The sequence below is a fragment of the Vibrio sp. SCSIO 43135 genome (assembly GCF_023716665.1).
Taxonomy (GTDB): Bacteria; Pseudomonadota; Gammaproteobacteria; order Enterobacterales; family Vibrionaceae; genus Vibrio; species Vibrio paucivorans.
On sequence record NZ_CP071860.1, the window covers coordinates 329,175 to 346,099 of the forward strand.

11 protein-coding genes are annotated in these 16,925 nt (G+C 46.4%); 7 read left to right on the forward strand and 4 right to left on the reverse strand.

Translation table 11 applies throughout. The annotated features are described in order from the left end of the window. The first annotated feature begins 1 nt into the window (after position 1). The 5 genes from J4N42_RS15915 to J4N42_RS15935 all read left to right on the forward strand — a co-directional run bounded on the left by J4N42_RS15915 (position 2) and on the right by J4N42_RS15935 (position 6,852). Positions 2-991 carry a carbohydrate ABC transporter permease gene (locus J4N42_RS15915; RefSeq protein ID WP_252033339.1) on the forward strand — a complete coding sequence of 330 codons (990 nt, stop codon included), beginning with the start codon at positions 2-4 and terminating at the stop codon, positions 989-991. A gap of 55 nt (positions 992-1,046) precedes the next feature. Next, positions 1,047-1,895 (forward strand): carbohydrate ABC transporter permease, encoded by an 849-nt coding sequence (locus tag J4N42_RS15920; RefSeq protein WP_252034168.1) that lies wholly within the window; start codon positions 1,047-1,049, stop codon positions 1,893-1,895. A 16-nt stretch (positions 1,896-1,911) separates the two neighbouring features. Beyond that, positions 1,912-3,261, forward strand: coding sequence for a GH1 family beta-glucosidase (locus J4N42_RS15925; RefSeq protein WP_252033341.1), 1,350 nt, complete (start codon positions 1,912-1,914; stop codon positions 3,259-3,261). Continuing rightward, positions 3,261-4,352 (forward strand): ABC transporter ATP-binding protein, encoded by a 1,092-nt coding sequence (locus J4N42_RS15930; protein ID WP_252033343.1) that lies wholly within the window; start codon positions 3,261-3,263, stop codon positions 4,350-4,352. The genes J4N42_RS15925 and J4N42_RS15930 overlap by 1 nt, the downstream gene beginning before the upstream one ends. Positions 4,353-4,440: 88 nt before the next feature. Then, complete coding sequence (locus J4N42_RS15935) at positions 4,441-6,852, forward strand: glycoside hydrolase family 94 protein (protein ID WP_252033344.1); 2,412 nt, start codon at positions 4,441-4,443, stop codon at positions 6,850-6,852. A gap of 58 nt (positions 6,853-6,910) precedes the next feature. Here J4N42_RS15935 and J4N42_RS15940 read toward each other — a convergent pair whose 3' ends face one another. Continuing rightward, positions 6,911-7,879 carry an aldose epimerase family protein gene (locus J4N42_RS15940; protein ID WP_252033368.1) on the reverse strand — a complete coding sequence of 323 codons (969 nt, stop codon included), beginning with the start codon at positions 7,877-7,879 and terminating at the stop codon, positions 6,911-6,913. Between the two features lie 66 nt (positions 7,880-7,945). On the opposite strand from J4N42_RS15940, the gene J4N42_RS15945 reads away from it, so the two are divergent. Together J4N42_RS15945 and J4N42_RS15950 are read left to right on the forward strand one after the other, a co-directional pair. After that, a complete protein-coding gene (locus J4N42_RS15945) occupies positions 7,946-11,035 on the forward strand; it encodes a GH116 family glycosyl hydrolase (protein ID WP_252033370.1) in 3,090 nt (1,029 codons plus the stop codon). A gap of 156 nt (positions 11,036-11,191) precedes the next feature. Then, entirely contained in the window at positions 11,192-12,205 is a 1,014-nt protein-coding gene (locus J4N42_RS15950) for a LacI family DNA-binding transcriptional regulator (protein ID WP_252033372.1), read from the forward strand. Between the two features lie 67 nt (positions 12,206-12,272). Here the strand turns inward: J4N42_RS15950 and J4N42_RS15955 are convergent, their stop codons facing one another. From J4N42_RS15955 to J4N42_RS15965, 3 genes are all read right to left on the reverse strand, one after another. Then, positions 12,273-14,807 carry a choice-of-anchor D domain-containing protein gene (locus tag J4N42_RS15955; RefSeq protein WP_252033374.1) on the reverse strand — a complete coding sequence of 845 codons (2,535 nt, stop codon included), beginning with the start codon at positions 14,805-14,807 and terminating at the stop codon, positions 12,273-12,275. A 118-nt stretch (positions 14,808-14,925) separates the two neighbouring features. Then, positions 14,926-16,245: a TRAP transporter large permease gene (locus J4N42_RS15960; RefSeq protein ID WP_252033376.1), complete on the reverse strand. Its 1,320-nt coding sequence runs from the start codon at positions 16,243-16,245 to the stop codon at positions 14,926-14,928. Next, a complete protein-coding gene (locus J4N42_RS15965) occupies positions 16,235-16,870 on the reverse strand; it encodes a TRAP transporter small permease subunit (protein ID WP_252033378.1) in 636 nt (211 codons plus the stop codon). Before J4N42_RS15965 ends, J4N42_RS15960 begins: the two co-directional genes overlap by 11 nt. Between the last annotated feature and the right edge of the window lie 55 nt (positions 16,871-16,925).

A 16,925-nucleotide genomic window follows, 5' to 3' on the forward strand; every position in this document is an offset into this window, starting at 1 on the left:
TATGAATCAAGCAGCGAGCAACGTCATGGATACATCACAAGGTAACAGCATTTTTTCTCGCCTGAGTTTGAAAGCGCTTACACCGTACGGGTTCCTTCTGCCGTTTCTGATCATTTTTTCTGTTTTTGGGATTTTCCCGTTACTGTTTTCTGTTTTCTTATCATTTCAAATGTGGAACCCAGTTGAGGGTATGGATGCAATGGAGTTTGTGGGGTTTGAAAACTACCACATTGCATTGACCGACCCGTGGCTGTGGCGTTCACTGAAAAACACCTTATGGCTAGCGGTGACATCGGGTGTGGCGCAGCACTTAGTTGCGATTCCAGTCGCCTACATCCTCGTATCAATGGGTGACCGTATGCGTCACTGGTTAACGTCTGCCTACTTCCTTCCGTTTATCACGTCAACGGTGGCAGCGTCCCTTATCTTTTTCAATATGTACTCACCTAATTCAGGGATCATCAACCAAACATTAATGGCGCTGGCAGACAGCTCGCTATTTGGCTGGGCTTTTGCGTGGGTGAATGAATACCAACCTATCCGCTGGTTAGATGATGCAACCATGGTGAAACCGTCTATCGCGATTGTGATTTTCTGGAAGTACACCGGTTTTAACATCGTGCTATACACCACCGGCTTAATGACCATTCCTAAAGACATTCTTGAAGCCGCGCGTATGGATGGTGCAAACGCATTCCGTCGTTTTTGGAATATTTCGTTACCAATGATTCGTCCATTTATCTTCTTTGCAATCACGATGACTATCATCGGTAACCTACAGCTGTTCGAAGAACCGTTTGTTCTGACTCGTGGTAGCGGTGGTACTGGTCAATCAGGCCTAACGATTTCTATGTACCTCTACAAAGTGGGTTGGGAATGGCTAGAGATGGGCACAGCATCGGCGATTTCATGGTTACTGTTTGCATTAATCGCAACGTGTACCGCAATTCAATTCTTATTCTTTGGTAAGAAAGGCTTAGGGGAACAATAAAATGACGACTTCTATCAATACATCATCGTCGCATCCTAAGGGCTTGCTTAAGCTTATGCCAAGTGACCGTACCATCCATATTCTGACCAAAATTGCGATGGTGATGCTGGCAATCGTACTGATTGTGTCTGCCATCGTGACGGTATTTCCGTTTATCTGGTCGGCTCTGCTGTCTACACGTGACCGTTCAGAGATTTTTGGCACCGGTATCAGTTTAGCTATCGGTGATAGCCTCGCGTACAACTACGCGCAACTGCTTGAAATTATGCCGTTTTGGCAGGCAATGTTTAACTCTATCTACGTTGCTTTCTTAGGCACAACCATTTCACTGCTGTTCTGTAGCATGGGTGGGTATGCGTTTGCGGTATTCAAGTTCAAAGGTAAGAACGTGCTGTTCGCGATGTTGGTTGGTTCAATGGCGATTCCGCCAGTGCTGAGCTTGATCCCGTACTTCATGATCGTGAAGTTCTTAGGCTTGCTCGATAACCACATAGCGGTATGGCTGCCCTTCACCGCAACACCGTTTGGCATTTTCTTGATGCGCCAGCACGTGATTGCATCGATTCCGAAAGAGCTACTTGAAGCGGCCAAGCTCGATGGCGCAGGTGAATTTAGAACGTATTGGAGCGTGGTATTACCACTGATGAAGCCTGCATTGGCAACCCTTGCCATTGTTCAGTTTGTCTTCTTCTGGAACATGTTTATGCAGCCGCTGGTGGTACTGAATTCACCAGACAACTATGTCATTACTCAAGCACTGCGAAGTGTACAAGGTATTCCAAACACACCTTGGGGCGCAGTCATGCTAGGTACCACTATTTCAATTCTTCCGTTGGTGATCACTTATCTATTTGCTTCGAAGCAAATGATCAGTGGATTAACGTCTGGCGCGGTTAAAGGTTAGGTTTAAAGGTATAACAATGAACAAATATCAACTTCCAAGTGATTCTCAGTTACGCAGTAAGGAATTTGTATTCGGTGTCGCAACCTCGTCTTATCAAATCGAAGGTGGCGTCGAAGAGGGCGGTCGTACGCCTTCAATCTGGGATACGTTTTGTCGTACTCCAGGCAAAGTAGATAATGGCGACCACGGTGATGTGGCGTGTGATCACTACCACCTGTGGAAACAAGACATCGAAATGATCCACAGCTTGGGCGTGGACGCATATCGACTATCCATCGCGTGGCCACGAATCTTGCCACAAGACGGTGTGGTTAATCAGCAAGGGCTGGATTTCTATGAGCAAATCATCGATGAATGCCATGCTCGTGGTATGAAAGTGTATGTGACTTTGTATCACTGGGACTTGCCTCAGTACCTTGAAGATAAAGGTGGCTGGTTAAACCGTGAAACATCGTACAAATTTGCCGAGTATGCAGAGGTTGTTAGCCGCTACTTTGGCGACAAAATTGATGTCTATACGACGTTAAACGAACCGTTCGTTTCAGCGTTCCTTGGCTACCGTTGGGGCGAACATGCGCCGGGGATTAATGGCGAGCGAGAGGGCTTTTTAGCGTCACATCACCTGATGCTTGGTCATGGCTTGGCGATGCCAGTTCTACGCAAAAACGCACCGAACGCGAAACATGGTGTGGTGTTCAACGCGACGCCTGCTTACCCATTGACAGATAAAGACCAAGCGGCAGCAGATTACTGCGAAGCTGAAAACTTCCATTGGTTTATCGACCCTGTACTCAAGGGCGAATACCCACAAGCAGTGATTGAGCGTCAATCGACTAAGATGCCAATGATCTTAGAAGGCGATTTAGACATTATCTCGGCACCAGTGGATTACATTGGCATCAACTATTACACCCGCAGCGTTGCTCGTTTTAATGAAAATGGCGACATCGAAACGGTTAAACAAACAGAGTCAGAGCACACCTATATCGGTTGGGAAATCTACCCACAAGGTTTAACGGATTTGCTGGTGCGCTTAAACACACGTTACGACAACCTGCCACCAATTTACATCACTGAGAATGGTGCAGCTGGTGATGACTACTGCATTAACGGTGAAGTTAATGATGAGCAAAGAGTTCGCTACTTCCAAGGCCATTTAGAGGCAGTGGACAACGCGATTAAAGCTGGCGTTAAAGTCGATGGTTACTTTGCTTGGAGTTTGATGGATAACTTCGAATGGGCATTCGGTTACTGCCAAAGATTCGGCATGGTGCATGTCGATTACCAAACTCAAAAGAGAACATTAAAACAGAGCGCTATCGCTTACCAAAACATGCTGCTAGAGCGCGCTGAGGAGAACAAATAATGGCTAAAGTTGAATTCAAAAACATCAAGAAATCATTCGGTGATGTAGACGTAGTGAAGCATTTCGATTTCACTGTGAACGATGGCGAGTTTGTGGTTTTCCTTGGGCCTTCTGGCTGTGGTAAATCGACCACATTGCGCATGCTAGCTGGCCTTGAAAGCATTACTTCGGGCGACATTTTCGTTGGCGATAAGCTGATGAATAAGATCGATGCGAAAGATCGCGACCTTGCGATGGTTTTCCAAAGCTACGCGTTGTACCCGCACATGACTGTGTACGAAAACATTGCTTTTGCTCTAAAGCTGAAAGGAATGCCTAAGCCGGAAATTGATGTAGAAGTGCGAAAAGCCGCCAAGATGCTAGAGCTTGAGCCGCTACTGGATCGTAAACCTAAAGAGTTGTCTGGCGGTCAGCGCCAACGTGTCGCCATGGGGCGTGCGATGGTTCGTACACCTAAAGTGTTCCTGTTTGATGAGCCTTTGTCTAACTTGGATGCCAAACTACGTGGTGTGATGCGCGAAGAGATCAAACAGCTTCACCGTGAGCTGAAAACCACCACTATCTACGTCACGCACGACCAAATCGAAGCAATGACGTTGGCCGATCGCATCGTTATTTTGAAAGATGGCTACGTGGCTCAAGTCGGTACACCTACGGAAGTATTCCAACGTCCAGCAAACAAATTCGTTGCACAGTTCATTGGTAACCCTTCAATGAATATGCTCGATGCTCAACTGATTGAAAAAGAAGGTGAATTCTTCGTAGAGCTTGGTGATGTTCAAATTCCGTTACCAGAACGATTCAAAGCGCACGCGTCGAAGAACCTCGCCCTGCATTTCGGTGTTCGCCCGACGGATATTCACCTGCGAGCGGAGCAAGTGGATCATGACAGAGTGCTGCCTTTCCCTGTGAAAATCAAAGATAAAGAGCTACTTGGCGCGAGCATCCTGTTGAAAACAGAAATCGCTGGCCAATCTTTGATGGTTGAGACTCAAGCGGCAGAAGTCGATGTTGATGCACTGACGCTCTACTTAGATCTTGATGCTATTCACTTGTTTGATGCTCTGAGCGAAAACTCACTCGCGAGCTAAATCTGCCCAAGTAAAAACCAACTCAGGCAAACCTCATTCTAGAATAATTCAGCTTCTCCCCTATGGGGGGAGGCTAGGGATAGTGACGATGAAATTCGGATATTTTGACGATAAAAACAAAGAATACGTGGCAACAACACCATGTACACCCATCAAATGGTGTAACTATGTTGGCACGCTCAATTTTGGCGGCTTGGTCGATAGTAATGGTGGAGTGCTGCTATGTAAGGGGGACCCAGCACTCAATCGCATCACCAAATATATTGCCCAGCTGCCAAACTCTGACTTTAAAGGGTCGACTTTGTACCTGAAGGTACGTGATAGCGAAGGGAATACACAAGTGTTCTCTCCGTTCTATACCCCAACACTCAAACCTCTAGATAAGTTTGAAAACCACACGGGTTTGTCTTACACCACCATTATGGCGGAAGCATTTGGTGTGCGTTGTGAGAGTACGTTCTTTATTCCAAAGAATGACGAAGTGTTACTGCAAGACATTAAAGTGACCAACATTTCTGGCAACGAGCTGCATGTGGATGTTGTACCTGTGTTCGAGTTCACTCACTTCGCCGCGCTTAAACAACTGCTGAATGCGGACTGGGTACCACAAACGATGACCCTCAAGGCGCACCAGCAACAAACTGGTCACACTGTGTTAGAGCAGTATGCGTTTATGAAGCGCGATTACGCTGTAAACCTAATGACGGCAGACCGCCCTGCGACCTCATTTGATGGTGACCGACAGAAGTTCATTGGTAACCTAGGTTACGGCAGCTGGGCTGCGCCAGAAGCATTAAACAACAACGAATTAGGTAATAGTGAGTGCTTACGTGGTGACAACATCGGCGCTTTGAATCTACGTCTTGGTTGGTTAGCACCGCAGCAAACAGAACGTACTGTCGTGCAGTTGACCCAAATGGAAAGTTTAGACGCCGCTAAAGACATGTTAGCGAAATATCGCGACCATTCTGTGGTGGACGCAGCGTTTGCGGAGCTGACTGAACACTGGGATAGCTACCTAGATACGGTTCAAGTTGAGACGCCGGATCCAGCGATGAATTCCATGCTGAACATCCACAATCCTCGTCAGTGTCATACCACTAAAAACTGGTCACGTTACTTATCTCTATACCAACTGGGCTATGGGGCTCGCGGCATTGGTTTCCGTGATTCGTCACAAGATACTCTGGGTGTGATTACTCACATGCCAGAAGAAGCACGCGAATTCATCGAGCGCTTGTTGTCGGTACAAAATACCAATGGTTCGGCCATGCACCAGTTCTTCCCTTCAACAATGGAAGCGAATGCGGGTGACTCACGTGAAGAAGAAGACCGCCCAGACTACTACGGTGATGACCACTTATGGATCATTTACGCTGTCACACAGTACGTGAAAGAGACGGGTAATGGAGACTTCCTAAACAAAGAAATCCCATATTACCAGAAGGATAAGCAAGGCAATCCAGTCGAATCAGGCACGGTGTGGGATCACTTATGCCGTGCGATTGAGTTTACTTACAGCAATACAGGTCAACATGGATTGCCGTTGCTAGGGTTTGCTGACTGGAATGATACCGTTAACCTGCCTACCGGCGCAGAGTCGATGATGGTAGCCAACATGTACGGCAAAGCTCTATTGGATATGCTCGATTTGTGTGAACTTCGCGGTGAGTCATCGCTTGCGAAACAGTTCCAAGCTCAATATGAGCAGATGCAAAGCACCGTTAATGAATGTGGTTGGGATGGCGAGTGGTTTATTCGTTACTTCGATGAAACGGGTGCCCCTATTGGTTCTCATACCAACGAACAAGGGCAAATCTACACCAATGGTCAGAGCTGGCCTGTGATCTCTGGATTTGCTACTAAAGAGCGTGCTACACAAGCGCTAGAGTCTGTGTATAGCAAGCTCAACACCGCGAACGGTATTAAGTTATCTACACCCGGCTATAACGGTTTCGATCCTCAGTTAGGCGGTGTATCGACATATCCTCCTGGTGCGAAAGAGAACGGCGGCATCTTCCTGCACTCAAATCCTTGGGTGATGATTGCGGAAGCAAAAATGGGTAATGGTGACCGTGCTTATGAGTACTACCGTCAAATCAATCCAGCATCGAAAAATGACGATATTGATACCTTTGAATCAGAACCTTACTGCTACCCACAAAACATTCTGGGTGATGAACACCAGCAGTTTGGTTTAGGCCGAAACGCATGGCTGTCTGGTACGTCTTCTTGGACATACGTGGCCGGTACTCAGTGGATTCTTGGTGTTCGCCCTGAAATCGATGGATTGCTTATTGACCCATGTATTCCGCGCAGTTGGCCTGAGTTTAAGGTTCGCCGCCAATTCCGCGGAGCGACGTATCATATTCACGTCAGCAACCCGAATGGGGTGAGCAAGGGTGTGGTAGAAATGCGAGTAAATGGTGAGGCAATAGATGGGAACAAAGCACCTGTCTTTACTTCCGGTGAACATCGTATTGAAGTGGTACTAGGTTAATAATTAGGGCGCATTCTGAGGTTCAGAGTGCGCCCTTTCTCACGTAGTGCGTTTTCTCTTATTCACTTGGATTCGAATAGCGAGCGTGGCACTGCCAAGCGAGCGAAATAGTTTGATTAGGTAATAGCTCTATGAGTCCGATTCGATTGTTAAAAGCATCGGCAGGGCAAGTCATTGGTTCAATGGCGATTGAAGGTTCCGAGTCTGGTGTGTAGAGCTGAACAAACCGGTAGCCAGAACCTTGCTGGAAGGTGAGTTGAGCTAAACCGTCTTGTCGCTGTAACGTCAGTTCAACAGATTGGTTCGACCCAAACTCGAAGCAGTGATTAAAACACTGGCCTTCAAGTGATGACGGGGGAGAGAACGCATCGTAAGCGGTTTTTTGCCCTGTAGGGAGATCGTGTTGATGTTCCAGTTCAAGACAATCTGGCATATGAAGCGTGCAGTTATCGAGGGGGCAACCAAGGGTGAAATAAGGGTGCCAAGCATCGCCCATAGGCATTGTATCGTCACCAAGGTTGGTGATGTGCGTAGAGCAACTTAATTGCCCTGATGCCTCTACTCGGTACTGAATATCAAGCTGAAATCCAAATGGGTAGCCTGAGTGCAGTGACGATTGGTCGAGATCCTGCGTGCTAAAGCGAAGGGTGATTTCAGCGTGCTGCTCACTCGCTTGTGAGTCAATCAATTTAAATGGCTGATTGTAAACGAGCCCGTGAACAGCATGAGCGGACCAAGGGAAGTTCGCTGGAAGCTGATAGCTTTGCTGATTGTACTGATAGTGGCCTAGGTTGAGCCGGTTAGGGAAGGGGAAGAGCTTGGCACTACGAGAGAAAAAAGGGTGTTGATGCATTAAATCATCACAGTTTTGGTAACCAGAAATAAAGGAGAATGGACTATGATTAACAATGTATTTATTAACAATAGCCCCAAACTCTTCGATTATTTGAACTTCTATACCAAGGTTTGGATTTAATATTTTGACAGCGCTTAAATTATTAAAATTATCTTTCTTGATTTTGAACATTGTAATATCTCCATTTGATGATGATATTAACAAGCAAAATAAAATATTCAATATTGGATTTTAAATATGAAGAATAAAATTCCATATACAAGTTATTCAGGGCTAGCTAGTGAATTGTGCCGCAAAGGGGATGCAGTAGAGTTTATTCAACCATGGTATACGCCGATTTCAACGACGCCTGAAAATACAGGAATGGCGGTAGGTGGTATTGGCAATACGTTCACGCTAACTGCTAAGGGTGACACACCTAACTTTAGCTTCATTCCTGGTATCTTTATCGATTGTCAGGATCAAGATATTCATTTCAATGACTATTATCTTTCGGTGATGGATGTCCCGAGTTTGAATAATCTTGAAATATATTCATTAAGTCACTTAACAAGTTTTATAAATTACTATCCTGCTAAGTTTGGTCAAGGTGGTATCAATTTATCTTCAGATGAATTAGCACTATTAGATATTAAATCTGCATTGGAAAGTGGACAGTTTTATTTAGATAATAAAGACTCATTTGAACGTTGGAATATCGAATTTAATGATAAAACTAAGCGCCACATTGTACAAAATCCACGCGCAATTGAGACGCAAATTTTAGTCGCATTGGATTTTTTCAATGGTCTACTTGTTAATACTTCGGTGCGAAGCCAGTCTTTGACTGCTGATAGTCGTGCTGCTGTTGAATCTATATCGAGTGACGACGTAACGTATCAGGCATTGTACCCAATGGCTCATTATCGTTACTCAGAGTTTTCTGGGGTTACGGTCGAGCGTAAAGTCGTGTCGCCGGTAGTGAAAGATGACAAACGTTTATGTTCGTTACCTGCTCACTGGAATCATTTTGAGCTGACCAATAATAGTTCACAGGTCAAAGTCGTCACCTTAGTTCAGCCGTTCAACAACCTGTTAGGTTCTACTTACCGAAAGGGACGCGATGGTATCCAAGACTCGGCGTGCACTTTGACTCAAAACCCAATTGCACAAAGCCATAACCCGCTTCAAATTACCGGGGAAGAATCCAGTTTCAGCGGAGTGACGCTGGCGAGTGACTCTCCTTACGCTTCGGATATAGAAGGGGAAGTGGTATACGGCGTTCAAGCCAATAACAGCCAGCTTGAGAGCGGCAAAGTAACCGTATCGGTGAAATCGTCACTGTACAGCAGTAAAGTCGATCAGCAAGTGGTCGCTGCTTTGAGTACTGGGCGCACCAACAATCATTTCGACCACGGCATTTACAGTGGTCGCGAAGGTTTGTCGTCTCTGGTCACCGTTCAGGTTGAACTGCAGCCAAATGAGAGTGTTGAATTGCGTTTTGCTCAAGTCATGGATCACAGCAAAATTCTGCTTAATGGTTGGCAGTCTGACAAAGCCTACACGCAGTTTTTTGAGCAGCCATCTCGTGCTCAGCAGATCTTAGCCTTCCTATTGCCTCAACTCGATGCAATCGAGGCGCAAATTGTTGAGCAGCAAAATGCATTCTTGCTACAAACACAACAACAGATTCAAGATTCTGAACGAGCGCAACGGTTTGCCACTATGGCAATGAATACCTTGTCTTTCTTGGCTGAATCAACCGTGTGGGATAAGCAGGACAAATTTTTGGTGAAAGAGTGTGTCGATTACCCATTCTTTAACTCGTTAGATGTGTACTTCTACGGGTCGTTTTCTTTGTTGTATTTACTACCAGAGCTTGACGGCTGTGTGATGCAAGCATTCGCCGATGCGATTCTTGCCAGCGATGCAACCAAACGACGCTATTGGGAATATGAAGATAAGCCTTATGCGGAGCTTGTGGATAGTAAGTATGAAGGTGTGCGTGCAGTGCGTGGTGCTGTGATTCACGATTTAGGCAGCCCGTATGACATCCAGCCCGATGCATACAGCTGGCACAACGTCAAAGAGTGGAAAGACTTAGCACCGAAGTACATTTTAATGGTTTATCGCCATTACCAACACAGCGGTAACCTCTCTTTAGTCGCTGCATGCTGGCCGGCTATCCAAGAGAGCATCGAGTTTTTATCTTCTCTGATTGAAGAAGGGGACACGCTACCTCATACTCGTGGTACGGATGATACTTTTGATAACTTATCTTCCCACGGCATTTCAATTTACTGTGCCAGCTTGTGGGCTGCAGGGTTGAAAGCAGCAGCTGAGTTAGCCGTTTTATTGGAACAACCAGAGCTTGCACTGGAATACCGCCAGCGCTCTGATGCTGCACTGACAACGTTAGAAAGCGGGTTATGGGATGAGCGCCAAGGCTATTACCACTTCTTTGTCACTCCAGTTCAAACCAAGCATTTGACCGGTAAGGGATTAGAGGCACTAAAATCGATTGGGATTGAGCTGTGTGGCGATGCTATCCAAGATAAAAATACACTCAATGCGTATCTAGACGAGTGCGATTTGGATAGTCAGCAAAGCAAACTTGAGCAGCGTCTGTTTAAAAAACAGCAAATGTTGGAATTGGCCCCACAGGTCTTTACCGATGAATATCAAGCATTGCTGCTCGACTCGGACAACAGCTTTGGCGACGCCTTGCTAGCCGATAGCTACTTGCAACTTGTTGGGTTAGAGGGGCTATTCGATCACCAGCGAATCAGTCGCGCGTTGGATTATGTGTACAAACACAACTTTCAGATCAACAGCCCTAAACTGGGTGTGGCTAACATGACTTTGGCTAATGGCGCACCTCATAATGCGTTCCAAGCGCAAGATGTGTGGATTGGGGTTCAGTTTAGTGTCGCGACAGCATTAAGGCTAGCCGGTAAAAAACAGCAAGCCGAAGAGTTGATGGACACGGTGTACACCGCCTTGTATCACTATGCCAAAATACCTTTTGCGGCTCCGGAAGGCTTTAATTGCTCTGTGGCAGTGACGGCTGATGAGATGGCGAAAGTCTTGAACTGCGATGAGCAACAATCGAGGGAACTAATTGATTGGTTAACCCGTTCTGATTGCCTGTTGTCTGATGGTAGGGTTAACCCAGACCTCAGCCAGTCATTGGATCAATTTACACTGTTAATCGGTGACAAGTTAGCGAAAGATCGTCACTCTACTCTGCATAAATGGCTGCTCAGTACTGGGCTTAAGTACACCGCAGGACGTTACTTTAGGCCAGGGATGATCTTTGCCTATCTATATGGGAACAGATCCATTTAGTGGTGTTAAAGCGAGTATTAAACCCAAAGTGGTTAAAGAGAAACCAAGTGAACGCTTGGTTTCTCACTGAGATCTCACTCGCAGATTAAGGTGTTTGACCAAACAGGGACAGGCTCTTACATTTCTATCAATTAAACTGCAAGCAAGATACTGACTATGGCCAAAAAGAAAAAAGCACCCACGGTTTATGATGTCGCCCGACTCGCTGGCGTATCGCCTAGTACAGTATCTCGCTTTTTAAATCGCACGACCTATGTCTCCGACGAGAAAAGTCAGAATATAGAACAGGCGATCAACGAACTGGGTTACAAGCCCAACTTTCAAATGCAACAGAATACTAATCGTCGTTCTATGACCATTGGTGTACTGATCCAACACCCAGACAGCCCTTATACCAGCCGTATCTTGAATGATATGGAGAAGGTGCTGATCTCTCAGGGTTACTCACTTGTGATTGCAACGGGGCATTGGCAAAGTAAGCTGGAAGTGCATGCTCTTGAGTACCTAGTGAAAAGCAATGTCGATGGCATCATCGTCGTGACAGGCAACCTTCAAGAAGACTTAATCCTAAAAACCGCCGAAACTATACCTATGGTGACTGTTGGGTACGATGTTGTCGGTAATAATGTACGCTCACTCAATCTAGATAATGTCCTTGGTGGTTACATTGCGACACTGCACTTGTTGCAGCTGGGTCATGTGAACATTGCACATATTAAGGGTTTGAGTAGTCAGCCTGACTCTGGCGATCGTTTTGAAGGCTATAAGAAAGCGTTGCAGGAATCGGATATTAAAGTTAATCCTAAGCTAGTGAAACAAGGTGATTTCAGCTCAGAACTTGGCTACGAGAAAACCATTGAACTATTGGAATCGAAGGTGCATTTCTCGGCATTATTCGCCGCGAATGATCAAACTGCTTATGGCGCAATTAAAGCACTAACCGATCGAGGTTATCGCGTACCTGAAGATGTCTCGGTGATTGGTTTCGATGATCTGCCAACCTCGTACTATTTTACCCCAGCGCTCACCACGCTAAGGCAACCGATCGAAGAGATTGGTGCGGTATGTGCGCACTCGATTTTGAACCTACTGACTGGCGAGCGCCATGAAGCGAGACTGCCGCCGATAGACTTGATTGTTCGCCAGTCTACAAAATCTATTTACCGCTAGTACATTGACAATAAATAAAAAAGCCCAACTATCGGTTGGGCTTTTTTGTACTCGTATCGTTTTGAAACTAAGGGCAATAAGGAGCCAGCTTATTGGCTTCTTCTAGCGCTTTGTCCCACACAAATTCATTGTTGTCACTGACGTAGTAGTAGATGACGTCATTTGGCAACATAACAAATTGGATACCGCCATAGCCAGACATGTACGGCGCGTAAATCTCACAATTCCCAGCAACGGTTTTGAGCTTCGCCCATACACTATTGCTGTAGTACTTGCTGTCGCTGCGCACGTCCAACGGAGGAGTGTTTGGGTCTTGGAACATTGCGATGCGCAACTCTGCTGGGTCAAGCATAGCTTGGCCATTGATTACACCTTGATCAATCGAGGTGAATTTCACTAGTTTTACGATGTCGTCACGAAGATAAGTTAGCCCGTAACCACCAAAAGGCATGCCCTCTGAGTCGTAAGTTCTACGAGTATCTTTGGTCCCTTCGTCAACGTTCAGTGGTGTCCAGATATCGTCAACAATGATGTTGTCGAAGATATCAACTTGATTGCCACGTTCTCCTTTTATGAAGTTTTGCGCCGCGACAGTCGCGATGTAGGTATCGGTCGTGTGGTAGTTAAAGAACGTACCTGGCTGTGCTTTTCTCGGGTAACGGCTGACTGAGTAATCCAATTTGCCTTGGTGATCGAGCACTAAGAAGAAGCCAGTGTCATTGGCGGTAGAGTATTCATCGCTCAAGTAACCTGATGACAGGCGGTAATTACCGGTTGCCATATCAATCGCATTGTTTGGTGTAACGTCTACCCAGTCCCCTTCAGGATCAGCGGCCGCTTCAGGAATCAAGTCGGTTAATCGACTTTCCATATAGCCAGGGTACAGTGTTTCTAGGCGCATTGAGGCGGTGCCAGCAAGAGTCGTTTTAGCAGTTGAGTACGAAGGAACACGTAAGCGATCACAGTAGGGGTGCATGCCTTGTCGGGTTTCACATCCACCGGTGTAATGGATGCCTTCGAAGAACACACCGAATACCGACATATACTCTGGCGTCACTTCGCTTGCGTGGCCAAAATTATTGGTGTCGATATTCAACGTTGGGTAATCAGCGGCTAGTTGGCTGATTGGGCGCATCTCGATCTTACTGGATTCGTACGTCTGGTGGGCCTGCTTGATCGATAAGCTATTGGCAATGGATTTTGGCGTATATTCAGCATCGGTACTTCCCCACATATCAAATTGGTAGTAAAGACAAGTTTCAGAGGCTATTTGGTAAGCCACCTGACTGACTGATTGATCATTAAACGTGAATGTCATTAAGCCGTTATGAACACAGTTGGAATTTTTCTGCATAATAGAGAATGGGAACGCAGCACGGGAATCGCCGTTGTCGCCTGTTTCCTTCCACACTCGGCCTGGCTCTAAGATGTATTCCCAGTATGGATGAGCCCCCAGTTGAATCCCACGTTGTACTGGGATGAGGTGGGTGCCACTTTGTACAAATTCAAAGTTGAATTCTGGAATGTGCTTACGAGGGTCATCGGCATTCGAAGTATAGCGGTAGGTGTCTTTATGTTCGGTAAACTGACCGATACCCGCAGTAGCTGGGGAAGTGAGTTTTAAACTCCCTTCAAATTGGTGGCTTGGCTGAGCGGCGTCAGCAGGCAGACTGAACGCTTGAGTCGATACCAACTGGGTAATCGGGTTGTTACTGTTTAGCTGGGCATGGGTAAGTTCAGTACGTGTGACATTACCACTGCCATTCAACGGTTGATAATTTTCAACGTATCCATCGCCAGAATCGGCGCTGCCGTATCCGAGCAAAGAGACATCAGTATTTGCGTTGTTTGGATCGTTACTGGATATGGTGAGTAAGCTAGAGTAGCTGCCGACAGACACCGGAGAAAAGGTCACTGACATCTGACACGTTTCGCCGGCATTTAAACTGCTACCAGTACAACTATCATTTGATAAGCTGAAGTTGCTGCTTGGAGAGGAAATACTACCAATGTTAAGTAGTGCCGCGCCTGAGTTGCTTACTGTGAGGTTCTGCTGCACGGTTTCATTTACAGTGACACTGCCAAACTGAACTGTCTCGTTGACAGAGATTTGCGGTTCAGGGTTAACCGAGCTAGCATCGCCTGTCACGGCAACATCTTCTACGTAGCAGTGGTCAGCAGTGCCTGTTGCTGCACGAAATCGGAGCGTAAGGGTTGTAGCATTAGGTAATGACTGGCTATTAAAGTAAAAAGAACCGTTATCTTGGCCATTGCCTAAGGTAGATAGGTTAGTAAACGTGCCACCATCAAGCGAGTATTCCGCGTGACAGTAGTCAGGATCTTCTAGTAGCCGCGCAGCCATCGAATAGCTGACTTCTAGGTTTGAGTAATGAGCAGTATCAATTTGCTTAGTGATACTCCCTGTCACTTTCAGGTAGGCTGAAAGGCCATCTATAACATAACTGCTGTTAGTAGACGCGTCCCCACTAGTCTGCCACTGTGACAAGCCTGAGTTGAAATCATCTGCCAAGATAGTCTCTGCCGATGTTGCGTGTACCATGAATCCACTCAACAGGAATGGAACGGTGATAGGAAACTTCATCCTTTTATTCTCCATTTTGTAAGGTCCTGATACGGCAGTTAGGCTAGGTTGGCTAACTTTCAGGGTGCAACAAGCCGACCACACCTATTGCTAGATGTGGGGTGTATATAAACCAAAGTTAATTCATCATTTTATTAGGTAACCAAAGTACGATTTCTGGGAAACACATACAGAGGATCAGAACGCTGACTTGGACTAAAACAAAAGGGGTGATGGAACGGTAGATGTCCATCATTGTAATACCTTTAGGCGCAATGCCTTTGAGGTAGAAAAGAGCGAAACCATAAGGTGGTGTTTGGACGGCGATAACGATGTTAAGGATCATCAAGACACCGAACCAGATAGGGTCATAGCCGAGCATCACCGCAACCGGAGTGAAAATAGGGGCACACATCAACACAATAATGAACTCGTCGATGATAAAGCCCAGTAACAGCATGATGACTTGGAACATCAGTATGATCATAATTGGTGGCAGATCGATACTGGTAGCGAAACTCGCCACCATGTTCTGCACGCCCATCAGCAAGTGGAAGTTGCTGAAAATGGAGGCGCCTAGAATAATCCACATCGCCACGCTCACTAACAGTGCCGTTTGTACGCCGGCTTTGTGCATCATTTGTGGCTTAAAGCGCTTAAATAAGATTGAAAGGATGATCGCGCCGACAACTCCTATCGCGCCAGATTCGGTAGGGGTAGCGATACCCATAATGATGCTGCCTAATACCGCAACAATGAGGACTAAAGAAGACGCTCCATCGCGAATGGTTTTAAACATTTCAAGGCCTTTCGGTACTTGAATATCATTCTCTGCGTCTAGAGGCGCTTTGGTCGGGTTCATTTTGCAGGTAATCACTACATAGGTGATCAGCAAAATAATGGTGATCAATGCAGGGCCCATGGCGCCTAAGAACATTCGGCCAACCGAATTTTGCGTGGCGGATGCAAACATGATCATTGGAATACTTGGTGGAATAAGAATCCCTAGCGAGCCACCGGCCATGATGACACCCAGTGCGAGACGCTTGTCGTAACCCCGGTCTAGCATGGGTTTGAGAGCAATACTGCTTGAAGTCATGATGCCTGCCCCGATGATGCCAACCATGGCTCCAATCATCGAACACACGCCGATCACGCTGATAGCCAATGAGCCACGTACTCGCCCAATAATCAGTTGGCTAGCATTAAACATCGCATCCCCAATTCCTGAGCGAGTAAGAAGCTGGCCCATATAAATGTATAGAGGGATAGCCAGCAAGATGAAGCTGAAGAAGGTCGACTCAATGGTGGTCGGAATGATGTTAAATAGCGTATCTCCCCACGACAGATAGCCTACGCCCATTGCAATCCCAGCCAGTGCAAGCCCAACCTGAGCGCCTAGCGCGAACGTGACCAGAATACAGCCTAGAAGGACCAGTGTTAGTAACTCAATTCCCATGTTGGCCTCCTACTGGCACTTCAATCACTTCCTTTTGATTGGCTTTTTTCGTTTCAGCGTTGTCCGGTTGTTGTTGCGCTGTATGGACTTGTTCTTCATAAATACCTGGCATCAGGTCTCGCTTGGAGAGCAGCCAGAATACGTGGCAAATCAATTGGGCTGTGTATTCGGCGATGAATAAGACACCCGCCACACAAATCATGAACCAAAAGTGGTGAACGTTTGGCGCCCATTCAGATTGAAGCTTGTAACCGTACTCCACAGTTTCAAGGAATTTTTCAAAACTGACTTTAGTCATCACGACAAGGAACGCGACGGCCAGCAGTATCGTGATAATGCTGAAAATTCGACGAACCGTGATCGAGACGTGTAGGTACAGGATGTCGACATTGATGTGCGATTTCTTTTGTTGGGCATACGCACCACCCAGAGCAGAGATATAGCCGAATAGGAACAGTGATGTGTCGTAAGCCCAAATTGTTGGTGCATCGAGAAAATAACGCGCAAACACTTCGTAGGCTACGATAAACGCCAGCACTGGCATTAGGAACGAAACGCTCCGGCCAATGGCCCACACGACGAACCGTACACTTTTGCAATATTGGACTAATAGTTTTTCTAGCATCCTGCTCTCCATCCTGCTTGAAAAAGAAAAGGTGAGCACGAGGCTCACCTAGGTT